This window comes from Caulobacter sp., from assembly GCF_017744445.1.
GTDB lineage: Bacteria > Pseudomonadota > Alphaproteobacteria > Caulobacterales > Caulobacteraceae > Caulobacter.
Genome location: NZ_JAGIBH010000014.1, coordinates 1 through 23,174, shown reverse-complemented (window position 1 = coordinate 23,174; position 23,174 = coordinate 1). Strand labels below are relative to the sequence as shown.

At 69.2% G+C, this 23,174-nt stretch carries 25 protein-coding genes; 18 read left to right on the top strand and 7 right to left on the bottom strand.

The features are described 5' to 3' along the window. Positions 1-31 precede the first annotated feature (31 nt). Complete coding sequence (locus J7528_RS18920) at positions 32-1,162, top strand: glycosyltransferase family 9 protein (RefSeq protein ID WP_291877580.1); 1,131 nt, start codon at positions 32-34, stop codon at positions 1,160-1,162. 186 nt (positions 1,163-1,348) lie between these two features. After that, the gene (locus J7528_RS18915; RefSeq protein WP_291877578.1) at positions 1,349-2,683 is read left to right on the top strand and encodes a dihydroorotase; all 1,335 of its coding nucleotides are present in this window, start codon (positions 1,349-1,351) and stop codon (positions 2,681-2,683) included. Positions 2,684-2,819: 136 nt separating this feature from the next. Here the strand turns inward: J7528_RS18915 and J7528_RS18910 are convergent, their stop codons facing one another. Both J7528_RS18910 and J7528_RS18905 read right to left on the bottom strand, forming a co-directional pair. Continuing rightward, positions 2,820-4,031 carry a DUF6596 domain-containing protein gene (locus tag J7528_RS18910; RefSeq protein ID WP_291877576.1) on the bottom strand — a complete coding sequence of 404 codons (1,212 nt, stop codon included), beginning with the start codon at positions 4,029-4,031 and terminating at the stop codon, positions 2,820-2,822. Continuing rightward, a complete protein-coding gene (locus J7528_RS18905; protein ID WP_291877574.1) occupies positions 4,032-4,379 on the bottom strand; it encodes a YciI family protein in 348 nt (115 codons plus the stop codon). It abuts the gene before it with no gap. 116 nt (positions 4,380-4,495) lie between these two features. Between J7528_RS18905 and J7528_RS18900 the strand changes: the two genes are divergently transcribed. Beyond that, entirely contained in the window at positions 4,496-6,286 is a 1,791-nt protein-coding gene (locus tag J7528_RS18900) for a feruloyl-CoA synthase (RefSeq protein WP_291877572.1), read from the top strand. Between the two features lie 103 nt (positions 6,287-6,389). Here J7528_RS18900 and J7528_RS18895 read toward each other — a convergent pair whose 3' ends face one another. Then, positions 6,390-7,067 (bottom strand): lysoplasmalogenase family protein, encoded by a 678-nt coding sequence (locus J7528_RS18895; RefSeq protein ID WP_291877571.1) that lies wholly within the window; start codon positions 7,065-7,067, stop codon positions 6,390-6,392. Positions 7,068-7,182: 115 nt separating this feature from the next. Here J7528_RS18895 and J7528_RS18890 point away from each other — a divergent pair, with 115 nt between their 5' ends. Further along, positions 7,183-8,721 (top strand): acetolactate synthase large subunit, encoded by a 1,539-nt coding sequence (locus J7528_RS18890; RefSeq protein ID WP_291877568.1) that lies wholly within the window; start codon positions 7,183-7,185, stop codon positions 8,719-8,721. A 57-nt stretch (positions 8,722-8,778) separates the two neighbouring features. Here J7528_RS18890 and J7528_RS18885 read toward each other — a convergent pair whose 3' ends face one another. Together J7528_RS18885 and J7528_RS18880 are read right to left on the bottom strand one after the other, a co-directional pair. Beyond that, complete coding sequence (locus J7528_RS18885) at positions 8,779-9,561, bottom strand: SGNH/GDSL hydrolase family protein (RefSeq protein ID WP_291877565.1); 783 nt, start codon at positions 9,559-9,561, stop codon at positions 8,779-8,781. 89 nt (positions 9,562-9,650) lie between these two features. Beyond that, on the bottom strand, positions 9,651-11,012 hold the full coding sequence (locus J7528_RS18880; protein ID WP_291877562.1) for a hypothetical protein: 1,362 nt from the start codon (positions 11,010-11,012) through the stop codon (positions 9,651-9,653). 153 nt (positions 11,013-11,165) lie between these two features. Here J7528_RS18880 and J7528_RS18875 point away from each other — a divergent pair, with 153 nt between their 5' ends. The 6 genes from J7528_RS18875 (at position 11,166) to J7528_RS18850 (ending at position 16,082) form a co-directional block, all read left to right on the top strand. Then, a complete protein-coding gene (locus J7528_RS18875) occupies positions 11,166-12,263 on the top strand; it encodes an MBL fold metallo-hydrolase (protein ID WP_291877560.1) in 1,098 nt (365 codons plus the stop codon). A gap of 45 nt (positions 12,264-12,308) precedes the next feature. Beyond that, positions 12,309-12,746: a MarR family transcriptional regulator gene (locus J7528_RS18870; protein WP_291877558.1), complete on the top strand. Its 438-nt coding sequence runs from the start codon at positions 12,309-12,311 to the stop codon at positions 12,744-12,746. 2 nt (positions 12,747-12,748) lie between these two features. Further along, positions 12,749-13,519: an enoyl-CoA hydratase gene (locus J7528_RS18865; protein ID WP_291877555.1), complete on the top strand. Its 771-nt coding sequence runs from the start codon at positions 12,749-12,751 to the stop codon at positions 13,517-13,519. Positions 13,520-13,741: 222 nt separating this feature from the next. After that, positions 13,742-14,713 (top strand): SDR family NAD(P)-dependent oxidoreductase, encoded by a 972-nt coding sequence (locus tag J7528_RS18860; RefSeq protein ID WP_291877553.1) that lies wholly within the window; start codon positions 13,742-13,744, stop codon positions 14,711-14,713. Beyond that, the gene (locus J7528_RS18855) at positions 14,713-15,228 is read left to right on the top strand and encodes a hypothetical protein (RefSeq protein WP_291877551.1); all 516 of its coding nucleotides are present in this window, start codon (positions 14,713-14,715) and stop codon (positions 15,226-15,228) included. The genes J7528_RS18860 and J7528_RS18855 overlap by 1 nt, the downstream gene beginning before the upstream one ends. Next, a complete protein-coding gene (locus J7528_RS18850) occupies positions 15,225-16,082 on the top strand; it encodes an NAD(P)-dependent oxidoreductase (RefSeq protein ID WP_291877550.1) in 858 nt (285 codons plus the stop codon). Before J7528_RS18855 ends, J7528_RS18850 begins: the two co-directional genes overlap by 4 nt. A gap of 228 nt (positions 16,083-16,310) precedes the next feature. On the opposite strand, the gene J7528_RS18845 is transcribed toward J7528_RS18850, so the two are convergent. Continuing rightward, positions 16,311-16,649 carry a TfoX/Sxy family protein gene (locus J7528_RS18845; RefSeq protein WP_291877547.1) on the bottom strand — a complete coding sequence of 113 codons (339 nt, stop codon included), beginning with the start codon at positions 16,647-16,649 and terminating at the stop codon, positions 16,311-16,313. On the opposite strand from J7528_RS18845, the gene J7528_RS18840 reads away from it, so the two are divergent. Further along, the gene (locus J7528_RS18840; RefSeq protein ID WP_291877544.1) at positions 16,648-17,127 is read left to right on the top strand and encodes a GNAT family N-acetyltransferase; all 480 of its coding nucleotides are present in this window, start codon (positions 16,648-16,650) and stop codon (positions 17,125-17,127) included. The genes J7528_RS18845 and J7528_RS18840 overlap by 2 nt on opposite strands. Here the strand turns inward: J7528_RS18840 and J7528_RS18835 are convergent, their stop codons facing one another. Continuing rightward, positions 17,128-18,384, bottom strand: coding sequence for an MFS transporter (locus tag J7528_RS18835; RefSeq protein WP_291877541.1), 1,257 nt, complete (start codon positions 18,382-18,384; stop codon positions 17,128-17,130). 97 nt (positions 18,385-18,481) lie between these two features. On the opposite strand from J7528_RS18835, the gene J7528_RS18830 reads away from it, so the two are divergent. The 7 genes from J7528_RS18830 (at position 18,482) to J7528_RS18800 (ending at position 23,092) form a co-directional block, all read left to right on the top strand. Then, positions 18,482-18,526: a hypothetical protein gene (locus J7528_RS18830; RefSeq protein ID WP_223395942.1), complete on the top strand. Its 45-nt coding sequence runs from the start codon at positions 18,482-18,484 to the stop codon at positions 18,524-18,526. A gap of 64 nt (positions 18,527-18,590) precedes the next feature. Then, positions 18,591-19,121 (top strand): N-acetyltransferase, encoded by a 531-nt coding sequence (locus J7528_RS18825; protein WP_291877539.1) that lies wholly within the window; start codon positions 18,591-18,593, stop codon positions 19,119-19,121. Positions 19,122-19,153: 32 nt separating this feature from the next. Then, entirely contained in the window at positions 19,154-19,714 is a 561-nt protein-coding gene (locus J7528_RS18820; protein WP_291877536.1) for a DUF1285 domain-containing protein, read from the top strand. Further along, positions 19,711-20,358 carry a CoA pyrophosphatase gene (locus tag J7528_RS18815; protein WP_291877534.1) on the top strand — a complete coding sequence of 216 codons (648 nt, stop codon included), beginning with the start codon at positions 19,711-19,713 and terminating at the stop codon, positions 20,356-20,358. The genes J7528_RS18820 and J7528_RS18815 overlap by 4 nt, the downstream gene beginning before the upstream one ends. 88 nt (positions 20,359-20,446) lie before the next feature. Further along, on the top strand, positions 20,447-21,700 hold the full coding sequence (locus tag J7528_RS18810; RefSeq protein WP_291877531.1) for a CCA tRNA nucleotidyltransferase: 1,254 nt from the start codon (positions 20,447-20,449) through the stop codon (positions 21,698-21,700). Next, positions 21,700-22,404, top strand: a complete 705-nt coding sequence (locus J7528_RS18805) for a type 1 glutamine amidotransferase (RefSeq protein ID WP_291877529.1) — start codon at positions 21,700-21,702, stop codon at positions 22,402-22,404. Before J7528_RS18810 ends, J7528_RS18805 begins: the two co-directional genes overlap by 1 nt. A 40-nt stretch (positions 22,405-22,444) precedes the next feature. Then, complete coding sequence (locus J7528_RS18800; protein ID WP_291877526.1) at positions 22,445-23,092, top strand: Isoquinoline 1-oxidoreductase subunit; 648 nt, start codon at positions 22,445-22,447, stop codon at positions 23,090-23,092. The last annotated feature ends 82 nt before the right edge of the window (positions 23,093-23,174 follow it).

Sequence of the window (23,174 nt, the reverse complement as noted above, 5' to 3'; positions counted from 1 at the left end):
CCGACTCACCGACTGATCTATGGATAGGCGGATGACACAGCGGGCCTTCCCGATTCTTTTCATCACGGCCACACGCATCGGCGATGCGGTGCTTTCGTCCGGCCTGATCAAGATGCTGGCCGACCAGATCCCCAACGCGCGCTTCACCATCGTCGCCGGCCCGCTGGCCGCGCCGCTGTTCGCCCACGTGCCGGGCCTGGACCGCGTGATCGTGATGGAGAAGGGCAAGGGCAAGGGCCACTGGTTCAAGCTCTGGAACCAGGTGCGCCACAAGAAGTGGAGCCTGGTCGTCGACCTGCGCGGCTCGGCCACGGCCCTCTTCCTGCGCCGCGACAAGCGGGCGATCTGGAAGAAGCTGCCCGGCGACGTCGTGCACAAGGTGGTCGACGCCGCCCGCACCCTGAAGCTGGAAGGCGATCCGCCCGCGCCGCACCTCTACATCTCGCCCGAGGTCCAGGCCCTGGCCGACGAGCTGCTGGGAGACGGCGGTCCGATCCTGGCCATGGGCCCGGCCTCGAACTGGATCGGCAAGGTCTGGCCGATCGAGCGCTTCACCCAGACGGCGGCCCAGCTGCTGGACAAGGACGGCCCGATGGCCGGCGGTCGCCTCTTGATCCTGGGCGGCCCCGAAGACACCCGCATGGTCGAGGAACTGCGCATGGCCTCGGCGCGCGGCCGGACCATCGACCTGACCGGCAAGGTCGATCTTTTGACCGCCTATGCCTGCCTCAAGCGCGCGCGGCTGTTCATCGGCAACGACTCGGGCCTGATGCACATCGCCGCCGCCGCCGGCGCGCCGACCATCGGCCTGTTCGGGCCTTCGGACGAGCGGCGCTATGGCCCCTGGGGCGACCGCGCCGAGGCCGTGCGCGGCCCGCGCAGCTTCGACCAGTTCATGGCCATCGACCCGGACCTCTCCCAGGCCATCCGCCACATGAGCGACCTACCGGTGGCCACGGTGCTCAAGGCGGCCAAGGCGCTGCTGGCGCGTACGGAGCCGGAGGCCGAGATCTCGCCACAGGAGGCGGTGGTCGAGGCGGCGATCGCTGAGGAAGAGGCGTCTGAAGCTGTCGTCGAGGCGGAGGAAGAAGCCTCGCCGAAAGAAGAAGCGGTCGAGGAAGCCATCGCCGAAGAGCGTGTTCCGGAACGCGATACCAACTAATTCTGCCTTCCTCGCCCTTGTGGCGAGGACCCATGGCGCCGCCGCCTCTGAGCTTGGGGCAATCAGGGAAGTACCCGCTGAACATTGGGTCCTCGCCACAAGGGCGAGGAAGGCCATGTTTTCTGGGTTGCTTGGGAACGGAGCCGGACCTAGACCCGCTGAAATCCATTCGCAGGAGCCGTCCCCATGACCCAGACCTTCGACCTGATCGTGCGTGGGGGCGAGGTGGTGAACCACGCGGGGCGCGGGATCACCGACATCGGCGTGCGGGGCGGCAAGATCGTGGCGATCGGCGACCTCAGCCAGGCTAGCGCCGGCGAAGTGTTCGACGCCACGGGCCTGACCGTCCTGCCGGGCGTGATCGACAGCCAGGTGCACTTCCGCGAGCCGGGCCTCGAATGGAAGGAAGACCTGGAAAGCGGTTCGCGCGGCGCGGCCCTGGGCGGCGTGGTCGCCGTCTTCGAGATGCCCAACACCGAGCCGACCACCACCGACCCGGACGCCCTGGCCGACAAGCTCGCTCGCGCCAAGAACCGCATGCACACCGACCATGCCTTCTATGTCGGCGGCACGCACGAGAACGCCAACTTCCTGGGCGAGCTGGAGCGCCTGCCGGGTTGCTGCGGCATCAAGGTATTTATGGGCGCCTCGACCGGCTCGCTGCTGGTGCAGGACGACGAGGGCGTCGAGAACGTGCTGCGCCACGTCAACCGCCGCGCCGCCTTCCACTCCGAGGACGAATACCGCCTGGCCGAGCGCCGCTCCCTCGCCCGTCCCGGCGACTGGACCAGCCACCCCGAGGTGCGCGACGCCCAGGCCGCCCTGCAGTCGACCCACCGCCTGGTCCGCATCGCCAAGAGCCTGGGCAAGCGCATCCACGTGCTGCACGTCACGACCAAGGAAGAGATCGACTTCCTGGCCCAGAACAAGGACGTCGCCAGCGTCGAGGTCACGCCCCAGCACCTGACCCTGGTGGCGCCCGAGGCCTATGAGCGCCTGAAGGGCTTTGCCCAGATGAACCCGCCGATCCGCACCGCCGACCACGTGGCCGGCGTCTGGCGCGGCATCGAGGCCGGCATCGCCGACGTGCTGGGTTCGGATCACGCCCCCCACACCCGCGAGGAGAAGGCGCGTCCCTATCCGGCCTCGCCCTCGGGCATGCCGGGCGTCCAGACGCTGGTGCCGGTGATGCTGACCCACGTGGTGGACGGCAAGCTGAGCCTCGAGCGTTTCGTCGACCTGACCAGCCATGGCGTCAACCGCGTGTTCGGCCTGGCCGACAAGGGCCGCCTGGCCGAGGGCTTCGACGCCGACTTCACCATCGTCGACATGAAGGCCCGCAAGGTCATCACCCACGAGCAGATGGCCAACCGCGCCGGTTGGACCCCGTTCGACGGCTTCGAGGCCAAGGCCTGGCCGGTGGCGACCATCGTGCGCGGCATCGTGGTCATGCGGGATGATGAGATCGTCGCCGAAGGGCGTGGCGAGCCGGTGCGGTTCCTGGAGACGCTGGCGCGGTAAACCACAATCCGATCTCCCCGGCGAAAGCCGGGGCCCAGATGGAATGGCGTGAGCGTGGGTTCCATAGGCTCGGCGCCCATCCAATCATCCCCAGCGCTATGGGATCTGGGCCCCCGCTTTCGCCGGGGAAACGGTATTAGGTAACGTCGCTCCGCCTTCTGACTAACCACAGGCGTTCCGCCGGCCCCGGCGCCAGGGCGATCGCCCGGTCATAGGCGGCCAGCGCCTCGTCGCGGCGGCCTAGCCGCGCCAGCAGGTCGGCGCGCACCGCGTGAAACGGCTGGAAGTCATCCAGCCGCGCCGCGTCCAGCGCTTCGATTTCCGCCAGGGCCACGGCCGGCCCGCCAAGCTCGGCCAAGGCCACGGCGCGGTTGATCCGCACGAACGGATCGTCCCGATCGGCCAGGTCATAGAGCGCCAGCACCGCCGACCACGGCGGCGGCTCGGCCAGCGAGCGGCGCACGCACCACACCCCGTGCAGGGCCGCCCGCAGCTGGCGTGGGCCGGGGCGGTTGAGCCGGGCGGCGCGGCGTAGCAGGGCGTCGGCCTCGTGGATCAGCGGCCGGTTCCATAGTCTGGGATCCTGCTCCGACAGCGGGACCATCGCCCCGTCCGCGTCCAGCCGCGCCGGCCGCCTCGCCTCGGCGAACCGCACCGTGGCGGCGAAGGCCAGGCACTCGGGTTCTTCCGGCAGCAGCTCGGCGAGGACGGCGGTCAGGCCCAGCATCTCGCGGGCATAGCCGGCGTGCGTCCCGGCTCCGGCGGCGTCCTCGTGCGCGCGGGCATAGGCGACCTCGAGCGTCGAGAGCACGGCCGCCAGCCGCTCGGGCCAGGCCTCGGGCCCCGGCACCTCGAACGACACGCCGGCCTGGGCGATCTTCTTCTTGGCGCGAGTCAGCCGCTGGAACATGGCGGTTTCCGCGACCAGGAAGGCGCGGGCGATCTCCTGCACGGTCAGGCCGCAGACCAGCCGCAGGGTCAGGGCCGCGCGGGCCTCGGGCGCGACGGCCGGGTGGCAGCAGACGAAGATCAGCCGTAGCCGCTCGTCGGGGATCAGGCGGGCGTCGGACGCCAGGATCTCCTCGGCGGAGGCCTCCGGTTCGGGCGCGTCCGGAGCCAGGCGGCCGCGGACGTTCCGTTTGCGGATCATGTCCAACGCGCACCGCCGCGCGGTGGCGTAGAGCCAGGCCGCGGGATCCAGGGGCGGGGCCGCCGGCCAGACGGCGGCGGCCCGCGCGCAGGCCTCGGCATAGGCTTCCTCGGCCAGGTCCAGGTCGCGGAAGGCCGCCGCCAGGGCGGCGACGATCCGCCCCCCGGCCTCCCGCGCGGTCTGGTCGAGGGCGATCAATCAACAGTCCGTGGTCGGGCGGACCTCGACCGAGCCGTCGCCCGCCAGCGGGATGCGCTTGGCCACCGCCATGGCCGCGTCCAGGTCCGGAACCTCGACCAGATAGAAGCCGCCCAGCTGCTCGCGCGCCTCGGCATAGGGGCCGTCATGCAAGGCGTACTGGCCGCCGCTCTTGCGCAGCGTGGTCGCCGTATCGCCGGTGTTGAGGCCCGAGCCGCCGCGCAGGATGCCCTCTTCCTCCAGCGCCTTGGCCAGGGCGACGTGGGCGGTGATGATCTCGTCCAGCGCGCGGCCGTTGTCGCCGCGATAAAGCTCTTCGTTCTCGTAGATCAGCAGGGCGTATTGCATCTTTGGTCTCCCAGGAGCGCGCGGCCATCGCGACGCTTCGACCTCAGAGACGCGCCGGCTGACGCGGATTCGACAGGTCTTGGAAAAAATGTCGAGGGGGGCGCATAACGGAGGCCATGGACGGATCGACCCCTAACACCGCCCCCTTCCGCGACGCCCGCTACGCGCCCCGTGCGCTGGAGGTCGAGAGGCAGGGCGAGACGCTGATCCTGCGCAATCCCATGCCCTATTCGGACGCGGTGCGGACCGTGACCCAGCCGCTGGCGCGCTGGGCCGCCGAGGCGCCTGAACGGGTGTGGCTCGCGGAACGTGAAGGCGAAGGCTGGCGGACGGTGACCTACGCCCAGGCCAAGGATCGCGTGGCGGCCCTGGCTGGCGGGCTCGCAGGCCTTGGCCTCTCGCGCGGCCAGCCGCTGCTGATCCTGGCCCGCAACGGCATCGAGCACGCCCTGATCGCCTATGCCGCCATGAGCCTGGGCGCGCCGGCCGCGCCGGTCTCTCCGCAGTACGGGCTGAAGGGCGCGGACCTGACCCGCCTGCGGCACGCCGTCGAGCGGCTGAAGCCCGCCGCCGTCTATGCCGACGACGCCGAGGCGTTCGGCGACGCCCTGGCCGCGCCGTTCCTGGCCGGTCTGCCGGTCGTGGTCAGCCGCAATGCGCGGCCCGGCGACGTGGCCTTCGACGATCTGCTCAAGAGCGCGCCGGTCGAACCCGTGGCGCGTCCGGAAGACGTCGCCAAGCTGCTGCTGACCTCGGGCTCCACCGGGCGGCCCAAGGCGGTGGTCTGCACCCACGCCAACATCGCGCTGAACGCGGCCCAGATCCAAGGCTGCTACGCCGATCCAGAGCCGCCGGTGCTGGTCAATTCCGCGCCCTGGAGCCACAGCCTGGGCGCCAACGCCATCCTGCACATGGTGCTGCACCGGGGCGGGACGCTGCACATCGATGCTGGCCAGCCCGTGCCGGGCAAGTTCGGCGAGACGGTCCGGAACCTGTCCGAGATCGCCACGACCTACCACAACATGGTCCCGGCCGGCTGGGCGATGTTCGTCGGCGAGCTGGAGCGCGACGACGCCCTGGCGGCGAAGTTCTTCGAGAAGGTCCGGGTGATCCAGTACGGCGGGGCCTCGATGGCCCAGTCGATCCTGGACCGCGTCCAGGCCGTGGCGGTGCGCACTGTCGGCGAACGGATCACCTTCGCGGCCGGCTATGGCGCGACCGAGACCGGGCCGACGGCCTGCAACATCCACTGGCTGAACGCGCGCTCGGGCATGGTCGGCCTGCCGACGCCGGGGACCGCCGTGAAACTCGTGCCGGCTGGCGACGGCGGCAAGTTCGAGATCCGGGTGAAGGGACCGCAGGTCTCGCCAGGCTATCTTGACCAGCCGGAAGCCACGGCGCAGGCCTTCGACGAGGACGGTTTCTACCGCCTGGGCGATGCGGCGCGGCTGGCCGATCCGGAGGACCCGGCGGCCGGTCTCGTGTTCGACGGGCGGCTGGTGGAGAACTTCAAGCTGGCCAGCGGGACCTTCGTCGCGGCGGGCGCCCTGCGGGTGGCGGCGGTGTCGGCGATCGGCGGCGTGGTCTCGGACGCGGTGATCTGCGGCGAGGGGCAGGACGGCGTGGGCCTGATGCTGTTCCTGGACGCCAAGGCCTGTGAGCGGCTGGGCGACGCGGAGGCCGTCCGTACGCAGATTATCGAGGGTCTCTCGCGGATGAACGCGGCGGCCAAGGGCGGCGGCGGCAGGATCGCCCGCGCCTTGATCCTGGACGGCGCGCCGGACGCGGCCAGCGGCGAGCTGACGGACAAGGGCTATATCAACCAGGCCCTGGCGCGCGACCGGCGGCCGAAGGCGCTCGAGCGCCTCTTTGCCGAGGCGCCCGACGCCGGGGTTCTCGTTCTCTGATCGATTTTCAAACCCCGCTTTCCCGGCGAAAGCCGGGATCCAGATCGAACCCAGGGCGCCTGAAGCTTGAGGCGAGGGCGAGGAGCGCGAACGCCCCGGCCTCTCAGGCTGAATCTGGGTCCCCGCTTTCGCCGGGAAAACGGGAAAAGGAAGGCCGCAGGGTGTGGGCGACGCCGGTGCAGATCAGCATCTGGCCGAAATAGTAGAGACCCCACACCGCCAGGCCTGTCGCGAAATTGTCCGGCAGCGGACCCAGGCGAGCGAAGATCAGCAGGTCCGACAGTACGAACATCAGCGCCCCGCGCCCGACACTCTTGTGCGGGAAGTGGCTGCCCAGGGCGGTGGCGGCCATGACCGACAGGAAGACGCTGTACAGCGCGATGCCCGGCGCGGCGGCGCGGTCGGCGGGCAGCATCCAGGCGATGGCCGTGACCGCCGGGATCAGGATGAGCGGCGCCAGCGAGGCGCTGCGGCGGTGGCGCAGATAGAGGCCGCTGGCGACGACGTGGCCCAGCAGGAAGGCGATCGCCCCCACCGTCAGGCCGTGGGTTTCCAGCAGCACGTCGCCGGCCGCGCCCAGGGCCATGACCACGACCAGCAGCCAACCGTCGAGGCTTCTAGCCCTTAGCGCCGCGTGCAGCGCCAGCAAGGCGACGCCAGCGCCCTTCCAGGCGGTCTCAATCAGCGGCGGCAGGTCGACGGCCCACGTCCCGACATAGCTGACGCCCGCGATGACCGAGGCGACCAGCGTCCAGCGCGCGGTCGGGCTCATGGCCTTCATGGCAAGTTTTCCCCCCATTTTGCCCGCACACTGCGACAGCTGCCCGCTCCGGCGCAATCGTGTTGAGACCAATGCCGAAATGTCGGAGACAGGAGGCATAAAAGCGGAGGACAGCATGAACGGCGCGGACGCCCTGATCACCACCCTGGCCGACAACGGGGTCACCGCCTGCTTCGCCAATCCGGGCACCAGCGAGATGCAGTTCGTCTCGGCCCTGGACCGTGAGCCGCGCATGCGCAGCGTGCTGTGCCTGTTCGAAGGCGTGGCGACCGGGGCCGCCGACGGCTATGGCCGCATGGCCGGCAAGCCCGCCTGCACCCTGCTGCACCTGGGACCGGGCTACGCCAACGGCGCGGCCAACCTGCACAACGCCCGTCGCGCGTACACACCGGTCGTCAACGTCATCGGCGACCACGCCACCTATCACCGGGGCTTCGATGCGCCGCTGAACAGCGACATCGCCGCCCTGGCCGCGCCGAACTCGGTCTGGGTCAAGTCGGCCGAGAGCGCCGACAGCGTCGGGCCGCTGACCGCCGAAGCGATCGTCGCCAGCTACGGGACGCCCGGCGGCAATGCGTGCCTGGTTTTGCCCGCCGACGCGGCCTGGAACCCGGCGACCGTGAAGGGGCCGGTGGTGACGCCGCCCGCTTTCGCCAGGCCCGAGCAGGCGGCCGTGCGGGCGGTGGCCCAGGCGCTGTCCTTCGCCAAGAGGCCGGTGCTGCTGCTGGGCTCAGGCGCCTGTGGCGAGGCCGCTTTGGCCGCCGCCGGGCGCCTGGCCGCCCATGGCGTGCGGGTGCTGACCGACACCTTCACCGCCCGCCAGGCGCGTGGCGAGGGCCGTTTCCGCCCCGACAAGCTGCCCTATTTCGCCGAGCAGGCCCTGAAGGACCTGGATGGCGTCGACCTGATGATCCTGGTCTCGACCGCCCGGCCGGTGGCGTTCTTCGCCTATCCCGACCGGCCCAGCGTGCTCGTGCCGGAAGGCTGCTCGGTCGAGACCCTGTGCGGGCGCGAGGTCGATGCTGAGGCGGCGCTGACCGCCCTGGCCGACGCGGTCGGCGCGCCGGCATCTGGTCCGGTCGAGGCCTATGCCGCGCCCGAAGCGCCGGCCGGCCGCTTCGACGCCTGGGCCATCGGCGCGTCGATCGCCAAGCATATGCCGACCGACGCGGTGATCTCGGACGACGCGGTCACCGCCGGCTTGCCAATCTTCACCCAGACCAAGGCCGCCCGCGCCCACGACTGGCTGTCGTTGACGGGCGGGGCGATCGGGCAGGGCATCCCGCTGGCCATCGGCGCGGCCGTGGCCTGTCCCGACCGCAAGGTGCTAGCCCTGACCGGCGACGGGGCGGGCATGTACACGGTGCAGGGCCTGTGGACGATCGTCCGCGAGCAGCTGGACGTCACGGTCGTGGTCTTCGCTAACCACGCCTATCGGATCCTGGGCATCGAGCTGGGCCGCACCGGGGCCGGCAATCCTGGCCCGGCCGCCTCGCGGCTGCTGGACCTGGGCGATCCCCGCATCGACTGGGTGCAGATGGCCCAGGGCATGGGCATGGCAGCCGAGCGGGCCAGCACCGCCGAAGCCTTCGACGACGCCTTCGCCCGCGCCATGGCCACGCCCGGTCCACGCCTGATCGAGGCCGCGCTCTAGTCTTTGTTGGTCGCGCGATAGCCGCCGAAACCGGCATCCACTTTCGGCTATCGCGCTCTAGCGCAGCGCGGCGTCCAGCGCCTCGGCGATGGCGGTCATGGCCGCCAGGTTGGGGTGGTAGGGCGCGGCGCCGGGAGCCGGGTAGCCGTTCATCCAAGGCTCGGCCGCGCAGGCGTCGTGGTTGCGGCTGAATTCCGAGGTGGTGATCACCCAGGCGTCGCTGGCGGTCGCCGCTTCCCGCGTGATGGCCAGCAGCCGCGCGGCCTTGGCGCGGGCGGCGTCGGCGTCCGCATCGCTCAGCGGCGTGGCGGCGCAGGATCCCTTGGGCGGCAGGATGGTCGGATATTCGACCAGCACGATCCGGGCTTTCGGCGCCCGCTGGCGGATCGCCGCGACCATGCCGGTCATGGCCGTCTTCAGGGCGGCATAGTCCGCTTCGCTCGGCGTCGTCGCCGGCGCGCAATTGGCCTCGCCCAGCTGGCGGCACGAGGCGCCATAGAGCCCGCCGACCAGGCCGATATCGTTACCGCCGATGGTGACCGTGACCAGGGCCGTGTCGGCGGTCACCGCGTCGATCTGGGCCGGCAGCTCGCCCCAGGGCTGGAGGATCGCCGAGGTCCTGGCGCCGCTACAGCCGACATCGACCAGAGTCAGACCCCGCCTGGCCGCCAGCTGGTTGGCATAGTTCCGCGTCGACCGCGCGCAGCGGGCTGGCGCGCCCTCCTGGTAGGGCGCGACGCCCAGGCCGGCGGCATAGGAGCTGCCCATCGAGACGTAGCGCTCACCCGCTTGAGCAGCGGATGCGAGCAGGGCGAAGGCGAGGGTCAGGGCGCGGAGCATGACGTGAGCCTAGCGGGTGGACGGGCCAAAAAGAAAGCCCGCCCGGATCGCTCCGGGCGGGCCTCTTCATTCAAGTCTCAAAGCTGGGATCAGCTCTTGACCTTGTTGGTCGGCAGCTTGCAGCCGCCGCCGATGCCCTTGGCCTGGACGCAGGAGAGGAACTCCTTGGCGGCCGGCTTGGCGACACCGATCGGATAGCCCAGCACCCAGCCCGGCAGGCCGTCCGAGCAGGCCACTTCGACGAAGCCTTCGGTTTCGGTCGAGCCGATCACGCGGGCGTCCGAGACCTTGCACGAGGCCTTGTTGAAGCCGACCAGGTCCTGGCTCAGGCGAGCGAACTGGGTGTCCTTCTTGGAGAAGGAGCAGCGGAAGCCGTTGAACTCGGCCGTCAGGCAGTCATAGACCGTGCCGCCGCTGGCGGTGAACACGCCGATGCCGCCGACGTCGCTGCCCTTGCACTTCAGCTCGACGATTTCCTTCTTGGGGTCGGTCGAGGGCAGCATGCCGTACTTCTCGACGTCGCAGGCGAAGCCCGCGCCCTTCGCCAGCTTGGTGTAGAGGGCGTTGGCTTCGGTCTGGGCCGCGACCATGTCGGTCATGGTGCAGCCGCCGCCGACAAAGGCGGCCTGAGCGCAGGGGATGGCGCGGTTGAAGGCGCCGTTCGCCGCGGTCTGCTGGTACATGTAGCCCTTGCCGTCCTGGCACGAGACTTCGAAATAGTTGTCGGTCTTGGTGCTGAGGACGTAACGCTTGTCCTTGACGGCGCAGGTCGTGCCCGCGGCCGCCGCGGCGGTGTTCAGCGTGTTGACGACGTTCAGCTGGGTCTCACGGTTGGTGAGCTTGCAGCTGACATTGCCGCCTTCTTCGTACAGCAGGCAGCTGTTCACCACGACTTCGCCGCTGATATTCATCGGGGCGGTCGTCTGGACGATGTAGCCGGCGCCGCCCTTACAGGCGACTTCGAAGTACGAGTTCTTGGTGCCCGAGCCGATGGCGCGGGTGTTTTCGATGTCGCAGGTCGCGCCGCCCTTCTGGACGAACGGGGCCAGGCCCGCGCCGGGGTTGGCGTTGCCGGGCAGCATGCAGGCCAGGCCGCCGACCTTGCCGTCCGGACCCGGTTGGCTCGATTCCAGGCAGGTGTAGACCTGCGGCGCGGCGTCCTTCTTCGCGATCATCGCGAAGCCCATGCCTTCGTTACAGGCGACTTCGTAATACTTGCTGCCGGCCTTCTTGTCCTCGCCGATGAAGCGGGCGTCCGAAACCGTGCAGCCCGCGCCGCTGGCCTGGATCAGGGCCGGGGCGTCCTTCATGCCCGCTTCACGCGCCTTGGCGTCGATAGCGGCGGGCTTGCCCTTCTCTTCCTTCTGCGCCGAAATGACGACAGCAGGGGTCAGAATGGCGACCGCGAGGGCGGCCGTCAGGCCGATCGCGAAACGCTTCATGGGAAACATCTCCTGGGTGGATTCCTCGCGCGGACATAAGCGCGTGCTTGTATCGGGGGTCAAGATACCGTCCGACATAGGCGCGATCATGACTGCCCTGGCGGGCAAAAAATGGGTTGGATCAAGGACAAGCGCCGGTTGAACGGCGCGCGGGAGGACGGAATGCGCGACGGATTCGAGGACGCAGCGACGGAAGAGACTCAGGAACCGAAGAAAACCGGTCGCCTGGTCTATCCGTTCGAGACCGTGCCGGAGCAGGGCTCGGGCCAGGCGGTCGAGGTCGCGCCGGGCGTGCTGTGGCTGCGCATGCCGCTGGGCGGTTCGCTGCAGTTCATCAATGTCTGGGCCATTGCCGATGGCGAGGGCTGGGCGGTGGTCGACACGGGCGTCCAGACCAAGGAGACTAGCCAGGCTTGGCGCAGCGCCTTCACGGGCGCCCTGGGCGGCAAGCCGATCACGCGGGTGATCGTCACCCACCTGCATCCCGACCACATCGGCCTGGCCGGCTGGATGACCCGCAAGTTCGACTGCCGGCTCTGGATGACCCGGCTGGAATATTTCCAGTGCCGGATGCTGGTGGCCGACACCGGCCGCGAGGCGCCCGAGGACGGGGTGAAGTTCTTCCACGCCGCCGGCTGGGACGAGGACGCCATCGAGAACTACAAGGCCCGCTTCGGCGGCTTCGGCAAGGCGATCTACGCCCTGCCCGACAGCTATCGCCGGCTGTCGGACGGCGAGGATTTCGACATCGGCGGCAAGACCTGGCGGGTGGTGACGGGGCAGGGGCACTCGCCCGACCACGCCTGCCTGTGGTGTCCCGAGCTAAACGTGCTGATCTCGGGCGACCAGGTGCTGCCGCGCATCTCGTCCAACGTCTCGGTGTTCCCGACCGAGCCCGACGCCGATCCCTTGAGCGACTGGCTGCGGTCCTTGGCCAAGGTCAAGGCGGCGGTGCCCGACGAGGTCATCGTGCTGCCGGCTCACAACGATCCGTTCGAGGGCCTGCACACCCGTATCGACGGCCTGATCTCGGGTCACGAGCGGGGCCTGGCGCGGCTGGAGAAGAAGCTGGCCGAGCCCAAGCGGGTGGTCGACACCTTCGGCGCCCTGTTCGCGCGGCCGATCGGGCCGGACCTCTTGGGCATGGCCACGGGCGAGGCGCTGGCGCACCTGAACTGCCTGATCGGGCGGGGCAAGATCCGCCGCGAACTCGATGAGCAGGGCGTCGCCTGGTACTCGGCGATTTCTAGCGCCGCCTAAAAACAGACGTTTGACACTTCGCGTGCGAAATATAAGCTCGCGATCATGCCCGTGCCCGCCGACCGCCGCCTGATCTTCCTGCTCAACGCCGGCCATCGGCGCGTGCAGCGCTGGATCGAAGGCAAGATGGCGGCCAAGGGCGGGCTGACGGCGGCGCAGTCAGGGGTGCTGTTCTTCCTGGGCGAGCAGGACGGGGCGCTGATCGGCGAGGCCGCCGACGCCTTGGACCTGGCCCCCTCGGCCATGACCGGCCTGATCGACCGCATGACCAAGGCCGAATTGGTCGAGCGTCGCGCCGATCCCAAGGACGGCCGCGCCATGCGCCTGCATCTGACCGACAAGGGCCGCGCCGCCCGCGAGGCCGCCAAGGCCGGGCTCGACGGCATCAACGCCCACCTGACCGAAGGCTTCACGGACGAGGAGATCGGCGTCGTCGCGCGCTGGCTCTCCAGCCTCCAGACCAAGTTCCCCAAGGGAGAATGACTATGACCGAGCATGTCAAAGTCGAGATCGACGCCGGCGTGATGACGCTGACCCTGGCGCGTCCGGAAAAGAAGAACGCCTTGTCGAACGACATGTACGGCGTGCTGGCCGACAGCCTGGAGGCCGCCGAGAAGGATCCGGCCGTGCGCGTCGTGGTCTTCCAGGCCGACGGTGACAGCTTCACCGCCGGCAACGACCTGCAGGACTTCGCCAGCCAGGCCACCGGCGCCTTCACCGGCGAGCGGCATGTGATCCGCTTCCTGAAGGCCCTGGCCAACGCCACCCGGCCGCTGGTCGCCGCCGTCCATGGCCAGGCCGTGGGCGTAGGCACGACCATGCTGCTGCACTGCGACCTCGTCTATGTCACGCCCGACGCGCGCCTGACCGTGCCGTTCGTCAACCTGGCGCTGGTGCCGGAAGCCGCGTCCAGCTGGCTGCTGCCGGCCCGCATCGGCCATGCCCGCGCCTACGCCATGTTCGCTTTGGGCGAGGCGATCGACGGCGGCACCGCCGTGGCCTGGGGGATCGCCAACGGCTCGGCCGAGCTCGGCGACCTGCGGGCCCGCGCCCGCGCCGCCGCCGACCAGCTGGCCACGCGTCCGCTGGGCGCCCTGACCACGACCAAGCGCCTGATGCGCGACGCCGAGAAGATCGCCGAACTGATGGACACCGAAGGCGCGCTGTTTGGCGAACGCCTCAAGACCGCTGAAGCGCGTGAAGCCTTCATGGCCTTCATGGAGCGCCGGCCGCCGGATTTCAGTAAGGTGGGGTAGGGAAATCTCGACATTCAGCTTTGAATCAACCCCCACCCGATCTTCCCCGCGAAAGCGGGGACCCAAGCCGAGGCGGCGGGTCATGGTTCGGCCTCATCCCGTCCTGAAATCCAGCTTGGATCCCCGCTTTCGCGGGGACGATCGGTGAAGGGGAGTGATTTTGCTGAACCTAGATCCGCTCTAGTCTCACCAGAACAACGAAAACGATCTGGGAGGATCGACATGGCGGAGCGGATCACCTCGCCCTTCGGGGCGAAATCGACGGCGCGCGAGGTGGTCGCGGGCCATGACCTCTCAGGCCGCGTGGCCATCGTCACCGGCGCGGCCACCGGCATCGGCGTCGAGACGGCGCGGGCCCTGGCCCTGGCCGGGGCGGAGGTGATCATCGCCGCCCGCAAGCCCGACCTCGGCGAAGAGGTCGCCAACGCCATCAACGAAGAGGCTGGCCTCAAGCGCGCCAGCTTCGGCATGGTCGATCTGGCCAGCCTGGCGTCCATCCGCCACTTCGCCCATCGCTGGGGCGACCGGCCCATCGACCTGTTGATCAACAACGCCGGCGTCATGGCCAGTCCGCTGATGCGCACGGCCGACGGCTTCGAGATGCAGTTCGGCACGAACCATCTGGGCCACTTCCTGCTGTCGGTGCTGCTGGCCCCGAACCTGGTCGCCGGCGCCAAGGCGTCCGGCAAACGCTCGCGGCTGGTGTCGCTGTCGTCGATCGGCCATCGCCGCGCTGGGGTGAATTTCGACGACCCGAACTACGAGCATCGCGACTACGACAAGTGGGAGGCCTACGGCCAGGCCAAGACCGCCAACAGCCTGTTCGCGGTCGGCTTCGACCAGCGGTTCAAGGACCAGGGCGTCAATGCCAACGCCGTCATGCCTGGCGGCATCATGACCCCGCTGCAGCGGCATATGTCGATCGAGGAGCAGCGGGCCATGGGCTGGCTGGACGAGAACGACAAGCCGCGCGAGGGCTTCAAGACCACCGAGCAGGGCGCGGCGACCAGCGTCTGGGCGGCGGTGGGCAGTGAGCTGGAGGGCGTCGGCGGGCTCTATCTCGAGGACTGCAACCAGGCGGTCCCGTGGAGCCAGGAGCGGCCCTGGAACGGCGTCATGCCCCATGCCCTGGATCCCGAGTCGGCGGACCGCCTGTGGGACCTGTCGGTGAAGACCGTCGGAGCCGGCGCCTGATGGAGCAGCGCACCATTCTGCGCCTGGCCGGCGCCGCCACGATCGTCGGGTCGGCCATCGATATCGTCGCGCCGTTCCTGATCTATCCGCGCCTGGTCGAGCCGCAGCCGCACCTGGTCTACGTGCTCATCGATCTGCTGCTGATGATCGGCATGCTGGGCGTGTGGTCGGCGAGCCGGCGGAGCGCGAGCGTGCTGGGCCTGGTCGGCTTCGTGCTGGGCCTGCTGGGCGTGATGCTGGTGCGGACCGCGTCGGCCAAGATCTTCGGCGAGGCCTCGTACATGATCGCCTCCAGCGTCTGGTCGATCGGCATGGTGCTGTGGGCCGTCGACCTGTTGCGGGCCAAGGTGTTCCGGGCGCCCGCCGCGCTCTGGATCGCCGCCCTCGTTATCGGCCTTGCGGGCCTGGCCCTGAAGGATCACGGTCCGATCGCGCACGTGGCCAAGATGAGCTTCATCGTCGGCTTCATCGTCGCCGGCATCGACCTGATCCGTACCCGGGAGCAATCCGCATGAGCTTGCAGGGCAAGACCCTCTTCGTCACCGGCGCCTCGCGTGGCATCGGCCTGGCCATCGCCCTTCGCGCCGCCCGCGACGGGGCCAATATCGTCATCGCCGCCAAGACGGCGCAGGCGCATCCCAAGCTGCCGGGCACCATCTACACCGCCGCCAAGGAGATCGAGGCGGCCGGCGGCCAGGCCCTGCCGCTGGTGGTCGACGTCCGGGATGAAGCCAATGTCCAGGAGGCGGTGGACAAAGCCGCCGCCCAGTTCGGCGGCATCGATATCTGCGTCAACAACGCCTCGGCCATCTCGCTGACCGGCACGCTGTCGACCGACATGAAGCGCTACGACCTGATGCACCAGATCAATACGCGCGGCACGTTCCTGACCTCCAAGACCTGCATCCCGTACCTGAAGAAGTCGGCCAATCCGCACGTGCTGATGCTGTCGCCGCCGCTGGACATGTCGCCGCGCTGGTTCGGCTCGCACGTGGCCTACACCATGGCCAAGTTCGGCATGTCGATGTGCGTTCTCGGCATGTCCGAGGAATTCCGCGCCGACGGCGTCGCCTTCAACGCCCTGTGGCCGCGCACCGGCATCGCCACCGCCGCCATCCAGTTCGCCCTGACCGGCGAAGAGGGCCTGCGCCACTGCCGCACGCCCGAGATCATGGCCGACGCGGCCTATGCGATCTTCAACAAGCCCTCGCGCGAGCTGACGGGCCAGTTCCTGATCGACGACACGTTCCTGTATGGCGAGGGCGTGCGCGACTTCGATCAGTACAAGGTCGATCCGGCCGCCACCCTGATGCCGGACTTCTTCGTGCCGGAGAGCAGCGAGCCGCCGCCGGGGGTGAAGATCGGGTGAGGCCAAACCCGACTATCCCAGTGAAAACGGGGATCCAAGCGGGCGCCCGCAAAACCCCTGGTCTACCTATTCATGCCTTCCTAGGCCTTGTGCCTAGGACCCATCGTTCCGGAACAGCTGAACAAGCGGGTGCGCGTCTACGTCGTCGGCGGATCGCCGGAAGCACGGAACCCAGCCGCGCCATGGGTCCTAGGCACAAGGCCTAGGAAGGCAAACTTTCCGCGGAGATTAGCGCTTCTTCCCCGCCGATTTCCGGACCGCCACTTCCAGCGACTTCCTCGACCACTCCAACAGGAACTCCTGGTCGTCTAGGGCCTCGGCCGGGGCGGTCCAGTAGTTCAGGGTCTTGCCGTCGCCGAACGGGTCGAAGATCTGCGAGCCGGCGGCCTCGAACGCGCCCCTCAGGGTCTCGTCGCCCTTGAGGTACAGGGTGTCGTCGTCGATCAGCGCGAAGAACAGGCCGTTCGCATAGACGCCGACTCCGCCGAACATGCGGCGCGAGGTGATGTGGCCCAGCGGGGCCAGCTGCTCCAGAACGAAGTCCCGATAGTCCGAAGAGACCGCCATGCCTGTTTCCGTCCGTACCGCTACGCCCGCTGATGCAGCTCTGATCCACCAGTTCATCCTCGATCTGGCGGACTATGAAAAGCTGCTCGACACGGTGACGGCGACGCAAGGCGACACCGCCGCTGCGCTGTTCGGCGAGAACCCTCGCGCCTTTGCCGATATCGCCGAGCTGGACGGGCAGCCGGTCGGGTTCTCGCTGTGGTTCTACAACTATTCGACCTTCGTCGGCCGGCACGGGATCTGGCTGGAGGACCTGTTCGTGCGGCCTTCGGCGCGGGGCTCGGGGGCGGGCAAGGCGCTGCTGGTCAACCTGGCCAAGCGCTGCGTCGAGGAGGGCCTGGGGCGCTTCGAGTGGTCGGTGCTGGACTGGAACGCACCGTCGATCGCCTTCTATGACAGCCTGGGGGCGGCCACGATGGACGAGTGGCTGATCCGCCGGCTGACGGGCGAGGGGATCCGCAAGCTGGCGGGCGTCTAGCTACTCCAGCCGGTCGGCCTTGCGCAGGTCGGGGAACAGCCAGGCCCAGGCGGCGGTGACCGCCATGGCCCCGACGCCGCCGAACACCGCCGCCCCGATGGGCCCCAGCAGCCAGGCCGCCGCGCCGCTCTCGACCTCGCCCAGCTCGTTGGAGGCGCTGATGAACACGCCCGAGACGGCGGCGACGCGGCCGCGCATGGCGTCGGGGGTGACGATCTGGACCAGGGTCTGGCGGACATAGACGCTGAGCATGTCGGCTCCGCCCAGCACGGCCAGGGCGGCCACCGACAGCCAGACCAGCTTGGAGAGGCCAAACACCACCGTGGCCAGGCCGAAGACCGCGACGCCCGCGAACATGATCCGGCCGGCGTGGCGACGGATCGGCTGGCTGGCCAGGTAAACCCCGACCAGCGAGGCGCCGATGGCCGGCGCGGCGCGCAGCAGGCCAAAGCCGCCGGGACCGATGTGCAGCACGTCCTTGGCGAACACCGGCAGCAGGGCCGTGGCCCCGCCCAGGATCACCGCGAACAGATCGAGCGAGATCGAGCCGAAGACGATCTTGTTGTTCCAGACATAGGCCAGGCCCTCCTTGATCAGCTCGACGCGCGAGCCGGGCTGGGCTTCAGGCTTGGTGTTCTTGCGGATCGACAGGGCCAGCAGGGCGGCGGCCAGGTACAGGACCAGCGAGGTCCCGAAGGCCAGGGCCGGCGAGTGGACTAGCAGCAGGCCGCCCAGGGCGGGGCCCATGATCGAGCCGCTTTGCCAGGACAGAGAGTTCCAGGCGATGGCGCGCGGCAGCAGCGGGCGCGGCACCAGCATCGGCCCCATGGCGCTGCTGGCGGGCGACAGGAAGGCGCGGCTGGCCCCGAACAGCACCGAGATGGCGAAGATCGGCCACAGCTGGTGCGAGCCCATCAGGGCCAGGACCATCAGCACGGTGGCGCTGACGGCGTCCAGGGCCAGGGTCGTGGCGACGATCAGCTTGCGGGTCCGGCGGTCGGCGTTCTCGCCCGCGACCAAGGTCAGCAGGAACAGCGGCACGAACTGCGCCAGGCCGATCATCGAGACCATGAAGGCCGACTCGCCGACCGAGTGGGTCAGGCGCGCGATGGCGTAGACCTGCCAGCCCAGGGCCACCGACTGGATCTGCACCCCCAGGGTGGAGACGAAGCGCGCCACCCAGAACAGGAGGAAGTCACGCTCCCGCAACAGGGCGCGGGTAGAGGTGTCGGCGGCGGTGGGGGTGAGCTCGGACATCGGCCCGCAACATAGGGCGAAGCTGTCGCACCGCAACGTTATTGACCTGAGAAAGCCTTGGCCCTACAGCGCGCGCATCTTTTGGAGGTTTTCAGGCATGCGACGCCTGCGACGAATTCAGCGCGAACGCGCCACGATCTGACGCCCTCCCGGTCGCGCCTTCGCGTCGGGAGCCCCCGACGCCCTTTCGCATTTCCCGAAGGCCGATGACCTCCGTTCAAAAGACTCTTCCTACCGCTCCGTATCCGCCGCTGGTCCATGAGACCCCGGCGATGGAAGCCGCTGTCACCCACCTGATCGACCGGGTCTTCGGCCCCGGCCGCTTCGCCAAGTCGTCCGAGCGCCTGCGCGAGGGCAACACCCTGCTGAGCGACTGCTCGTTCGTGGCCATCCGCGATGGCGCGCCCGTCGGCTGCTGCCGCATGTGGCCGGTGACGATCGGCGGGGAGCCGGTCGCCTTCCTGGGTCCGCTGGCCGTCGATCCCGACGAGCGCAGCGCGGGCCTGGGCCAGGCCCTGGTCGAGAGCGCCGTCGAGGCCGCCCGCGCCGCCGGTTGGCGCGCCGTGCTGCTGGTCGGCGACGGTCCCTATTTCGGCCGCGTCGGCTTCACCAACGCCCACACCGCCGGCGTCGTCATGCCCGGCCCCGTGGACCAGCGCCGCGTGCTCTTGTTGCCGTTACGGAAGGGTGGAGACGAGGGTCTGTCGGGCCTCGTTTCGATCGATCCGCGCGCTTGAGTGCCGGGCCGGTACGGCCTAACTGATCAGCGATGACCGACACACCGAAGCCTGGCTTGGAAGGTGTCGCCGCGGCCGCGAAGGCCGCCGGCGCGCGCGGCCTGCCGCCGGTGCATCTGTGGAACCCGCCCCACTGCGGCGAGATCGACATCCGCATCCGCAAGGACGGGGTGTGGTTCCACGAAGGCACGCCGATCGGCCGCGAGGCCCTGGTGCGACTGTTCTCGACCGTGCTGCGCCTGGATCCGGACGGCTATCACCTCGTCACGCCGGTCGAGAAGATGAAGATCACGGTCGAGGACGCGCCATTCATCGCCACGCGGGTCGACCGTGTGGGCGACGCGCTGGTCTTCCAGACCAATGTCGGCGACGAGGTCGAGGCCGGCCCCGACAATCCCATCCGTGTCGAGATCGACGCCACGACCGGTGAGCCGCGTCCCTATGTCCACGTCCGTCGAGGGCTCGAGGCCCTGATCGCCCGCCCCGTATTCTATGAGCTGGCCGAGATGGCGGTCCTGGACGGCGACACCTGGAGCGTGACCTCGAACGGCGCCGTCTTCCCGATCGCGCCTCCCGGATCGGCGCCGGCATGACCCGAGATGAGCGCCGGGCCTGGATCACCAGCCGCCTGCATCCGATCGCGGACTATGATCCCAGCCTGGCCAACCCCCAGAGGTCCGACTACGACCTCAATCCCGGCCTGAAGGTCGACAATCCGCACGCCCTGCGTCCCGCCGCCGTACTGGTGGGCCTGGTTGAGCACGAGGACGGGCTGACGGTCCTGCTGACCCGTCGCGCCGACACCCTGCGCAGCCACACCGGCCAGATCGCCTTCCCTGGCGGTCGCTGCGATCCCGGCGAGCTGCCCTGGGAGACGGCCCTGCGCGAGGCCCAGGAAGAGGTGGCGCTGGACCCGGCGCGCGTGACCCTGGCCGGCCTGCTGCACGGCTATCAGACGGTGACCGGCTTCTACGTCACGCCAGTGGTGGGTTTCGTCGATCCGAAGGCGACATTCACCCCCAGTCCGGAAGAAGTGGCCGACGTCTTCGAGACGCCGTTCGAATTCCTGATGGATCCGGCCAACCACCAGCGCCAGCACCGCGAGGCGCCGGACGGCGCGCGCCGTCACTTTTACGCCATGCCGTGGAACGATCGGTTCATCTGGGGCGCGACAGCGGGCATGCTTCGGTCGCTGTACGAGGCGCTTTACGACGAAAGCGGTCGTCACCCCCTCTGAACAGGGTGTTTGACGGCTGGTGAAATGAGGGCCTCCTGGCCTAACAATGTCGCCCCTTGAAGGGCGCAACGCATGAGTGGGAACAGGCGTGAGCACTGAAACGATCGGCCCCGCGCCGTGGATGATCTCGCCGGAGACGAAGGCGGTGATCGCCGCCCTGGAGGCGCGCGGCTATCCGGGCTGCGCGCGCTTCGTCGGCGGCTGCGTGCGCAACACGATCATGGGCAAGCCGGTCGACGACATCGACATCGCCACGACCCTGACGCCAGACCTGGTCATCGACGCCCTGGAGCAGGCCGGCCTGCGCGCCATCCCGACCGGCGTCGACCACGGCACGATCACGGCGCTGTCGGGCGGCCAGCCCTATGAGATCACCACCCTGCGCAAGGACGTCTCGACCGACGGCCGCCGGGCGGTGGTGGCCTTCACCCAGGACTGGGGCCAAGACGCCGAGCGGCGCGACTTCCGCTTCAACGCCATCTATGCCGATGTCGAGGGTCATCTGTACGACCCGACCGGCCATGGCATCGCCGATGCGCGCGAGGGGCGGGTGGTGTTTGTCGGCGACCCGATGACCCGCATCCGCGAGGACTATCTGCGCATCCTGCGCTTCTTCCGCTTCCAGGCCTGGTACGGCAAGGGCGAGGCCGACCAGAAGGCCCTGGCCGCCTGCAAGGCGCTGAAGGGCATGGTCTCGGGCCGCGCCGCCGAGCGCACCCAGAAGGAGCTGATGAAGATGCTGGCCGCGGAAGATCCGCGCCCGGCCTTCCGCCTGATGGCCGCCACGGCGGTGCTGGGCTCGATCCTGCCTTCGGTGAAGTCGCTGGCCCGCTTCGAGGCCCTGGTCGCCATCGAGACCGAGCAGTTGTTCGAGAATGATCCCGACCTGCGCCTGGCGTCGCTGATCCCGGACGATCCCAAGGTCGCCGAGCAGCTGGCCGAGCGCCTGCGCCTGCCCAACAATGTCCGCGACCGCATCGTCGACGCCGTGGGCAAGAGCCCGCGCGTCGTCTCGTGGATGAGCCCGCGCGAGGCCCGCCGCGCCGTCTACGGCCTGGGCGTGCGCGCCTTCTGCGACCGGGTCAAGCTGGCCTGGGCGGGCTCGGGCCGCGACTCCACCGCGCCGCAATGGCGGGCGCTGCTGGCCCTGGCCGAGACCTGGACCCCGCCGACCTTCCCGCTGTCGGGCGACGAGATCATGAAGGCCGGCGTGCCCAAGGGCCCGATGGTCGGCGAGGTGATGCGCGAGATCGAGATCTGGTGGATCGACCAGGACTTCATCGAGGACAAGTTCAGCGCCATCGAGCGCCTGAAAGCGGTGGCTCAGGGGATGGTGTACTGATGAAGATCGGCCTGCTTCAGACCGGCCATCCGCCGGGCGACCTGGCGGAGACCTACGGCAGCTATTCGGCGATGTTCGAGGCGCTGCTGGGCGATGGGCACAGCTATCAGGTCTATGACGTCGAGGCGGGTCAGCTGCCGGCCGATCCGGCCGAGAACGACGCCTATGTCATCACCGGCTCGGCGGCCGGGGTCTATGACCCGCTGCCGTGGATCGAGCCGCTCAAAGCGTTCTTACGCCAGGCCAAGGGCCAGCAGCCGCTGGTCGGGGTGTGCTTCGGCCACCAGATCATGGCCGAGGCGTTCGGCGGCAAGGCCGAGAAGTCCGGCAAGGGCTGGGGCGTGGGCCTGCAGGCCTATGAGGTCTCGGCGCACGAACCGTGGATGGACGATGCGGCCCATGTCGCCGTGCCGGGCTCGCACCAGGACCAGGTGACCGCCCTGCCGCCGGGCGCGCGGGTGCTGGGCGGCAGCGCCTTCACGCCCTATGGCATTCTGGCGTACGACGACGCCAAGGCGATCTCGATGCAGTTCCACCCGGAGTTCACGCCGGCCTACGCCAAGGCGCTGATCGAGGCGCGGCGCGGCACCCGCTTCACCGACGAGCAGGCCGACGCGGCGATCGCCAGCCTCAGCGCCCAGAACGACCGCGTGCGGATGGCGCAGTGGATCGGCCGGTTCCTGGCCCAGGAAACTCAAGGGTAAGCTGGGGCGTTCGAGTCCGGACCTTCCGGAGAGAACGCTCATGCGCGCTGCTACCGTTGTGATGCTTGCCGGGGCCGTCGCGCTGGCCGGCGCCGTTGTCGCGGGCGCCCAGACCGCGCCCGAAACGGCGGCCAAGCCCGCGCCCGTCACGCTGAAGACCGCCGCCAGCTTCCAGTCGATCAAGGATCCGGGCGCCCGCTCGGTCGCCCTGTTCCAGGAAGCGGGCAAGGTGATCCAGAGCCCGCGCTGCCTGAACTGTCACCCGGTGGAACGCGCGCCGACGCAAGGCGATGATTTGCATCCGCACAATCCGCCGATGGTGGCCGGCGACAGCGGTCACGGCCCGGCCGGCCTGCCGTGTTTCTCGTGCCATAAGGCAAAGAACGTCCCGACCTGGGGCCAGGACATCAAGAGCATCCCCGGCGATCCCAAATGGGCCCTGGCTCCGGCCGAGATGGCCTGGCAGGGCAAGTCGCTGGCGGCGATCTGCGCCCAGATCAAGAACCCGGCGACCAACGGCGGCAAGACGATGGCGCAGCTGCACGACCACATGGCCCAGGACCACCTGGTCGGCTGGGCCTGGAACCCCGGCGCGGGCCGCGTCCCGGCGCCCGGAACCCAGGCTCAGTTCGGCGAGCTGATCAAGGCGTGGATCGACACGGGGGCGAAGTGCCCGAAGGGGGTTTGAGGCCGCGCATGGAACCCCTCTCTCATAGAGAGAGGGAGGGGCCCGCGCCGCCAGGCGTGGGAGGGTGAGAGGGTAAGATGTC

Excerpts from the sequence above, each read along its gene's own strand:
- J7528_RS18920 (WP_291877580.1), top strand. The coding sequence starts at position 32 with ATGACACAGCGGGCCTTCCCGATTCTTTTCATCACGGCCACACGCATC.
- J7528_RS18915 (WP_291877578.1), top strand. The coding sequence starts at position 1,349 with ATGACCCAGACCTTCGACCTGATCGTGCGTGGGGGCGAGGTGGTGAAC.
- J7528_RS18905 (WP_291877574.1), bottom strand. The coding sequence starts at position 4,379 with ATGCAATACGCCCTGCTGATCTACGAGAACGAAGAGCTTTATCGCGGC.
- J7528_RS18900 (WP_291877572.1), top strand. The coding sequence starts at position 4,496 with ATGGACGGATCGACCCCTAACACCGCCCCCTTCCGCGACGCCCGCTAC.
- J7528_RS18895 (WP_291877571.1), bottom strand. The coding sequence starts at position 7,067 with ATGAAGGCCATGAGCCCGACCGCGCGCTGGACGCTGGTCGCCTCGGTC.
- J7528_RS18890 (WP_291877568.1), top strand. The coding sequence starts at position 7,183 with ATGAACGGCGCGGACGCCCTGATCACCACCCTGGCCGACAACGGGGTC.
- J7528_RS18885 (WP_291877565.1), bottom strand. The coding sequence starts at position 9,561 with ATGCTCCGCGCCCTGACCCTCGCCTTCGCCCTGCTCGCATCCGCTGCT.
- J7528_RS18880 (WP_291877562.1), bottom strand. The coding sequence starts at position 11,012 with ATGTTTCCCATGAAGCGTTTCGCGATCGGCCTGACGGCCGCCCTCGCG.
- J7528_RS18875 (WP_291877560.1), top strand. The coding sequence starts at position 11,166 with ATGCGCGACGGATTCGAGGACGCAGCGACGGAAGAGACTCAGGAACCG.
- J7528_RS18870 (WP_291877558.1), top strand. The coding sequence starts at position 12,309 with ATGCCCGTGCCCGCCGACCGCCGCCTGATCTTCCTGCTCAACGCCGGC.
- J7528_RS18865 (WP_291877555.1), top strand. The coding sequence starts at position 12,749 with ATGACCGAGCATGTCAAAGTCGAGATCGACGCCGGCGTGATGACGCTG.
- J7528_RS18860 (WP_291877553.1), top strand. The coding sequence starts at position 13,742 with ATGGCGGAGCGGATCACCTCGCCCTTCGGGGCGAAATCGACGGCGCGC.
- J7528_RS18855 (WP_291877551.1), top strand. The coding sequence starts at position 14,713 with ATGGAGCAGCGCACCATTCTGCGCCTGGCCGGCGCCGCCACGATCGTC.
- J7528_RS18850 (WP_291877550.1), top strand. The coding sequence starts at position 15,225 with ATGAGCTTGCAGGGCAAGACCCTCTTCGTCACCGGCGCCTCGCGTGGC.
- J7528_RS18840 (WP_291877544.1), top strand. The coding sequence starts at position 16,648 with ATGCCTGTTTCCGTCCGTACCGCTACGCCCGCTGATGCAGCTCTGATC.
- J7528_RS18845 (WP_291877547.1), bottom strand. The coding sequence starts at position 16,649 with ATGGCGGTCTCTTCGGACTATCGGGACTTCGTTCTGGAGCAGCTGGCC.
- J7528_RS18835 (WP_291877541.1), bottom strand. The coding sequence starts at position 18,384 with ATGTCCGAGCTCACCCCCACCGCCGCCGACACCTCTACCCGCGCCCTG.
- J7528_RS18825 (WP_291877539.1), top strand. The coding sequence starts at position 18,591 with ATGACCTCCGTTCAAAAGACTCTTCCTACCGCTCCGTATCCGCCGCTG.
- J7528_RS18820 (WP_291877536.1), top strand. The coding sequence starts at position 19,154 with ATGACCGACACACCGAAGCCTGGCTTGGAAGGTGTCGCCGCGGCCGCG.
- J7528_RS18815 (WP_291877534.1), top strand. The coding sequence starts at position 19,711 with ATGACCCGAGATGAGCGCCGGGCCTGGATCACCAGCCGCCTGCATCCG.
- J7528_RS18805 (WP_291877529.1), top strand. The coding sequence starts at position 21,700 with ATGAAGATCGGCCTGCTTCAGACCGGCCATCCGCCGGGCGACCTGGCG.
- J7528_RS18800 (WP_291877526.1), top strand. The coding sequence starts at position 22,445 with ATGCGCGCTGCTACCGTTGTGATGCTTGCCGGGGCCGTCGCGCTGGCC.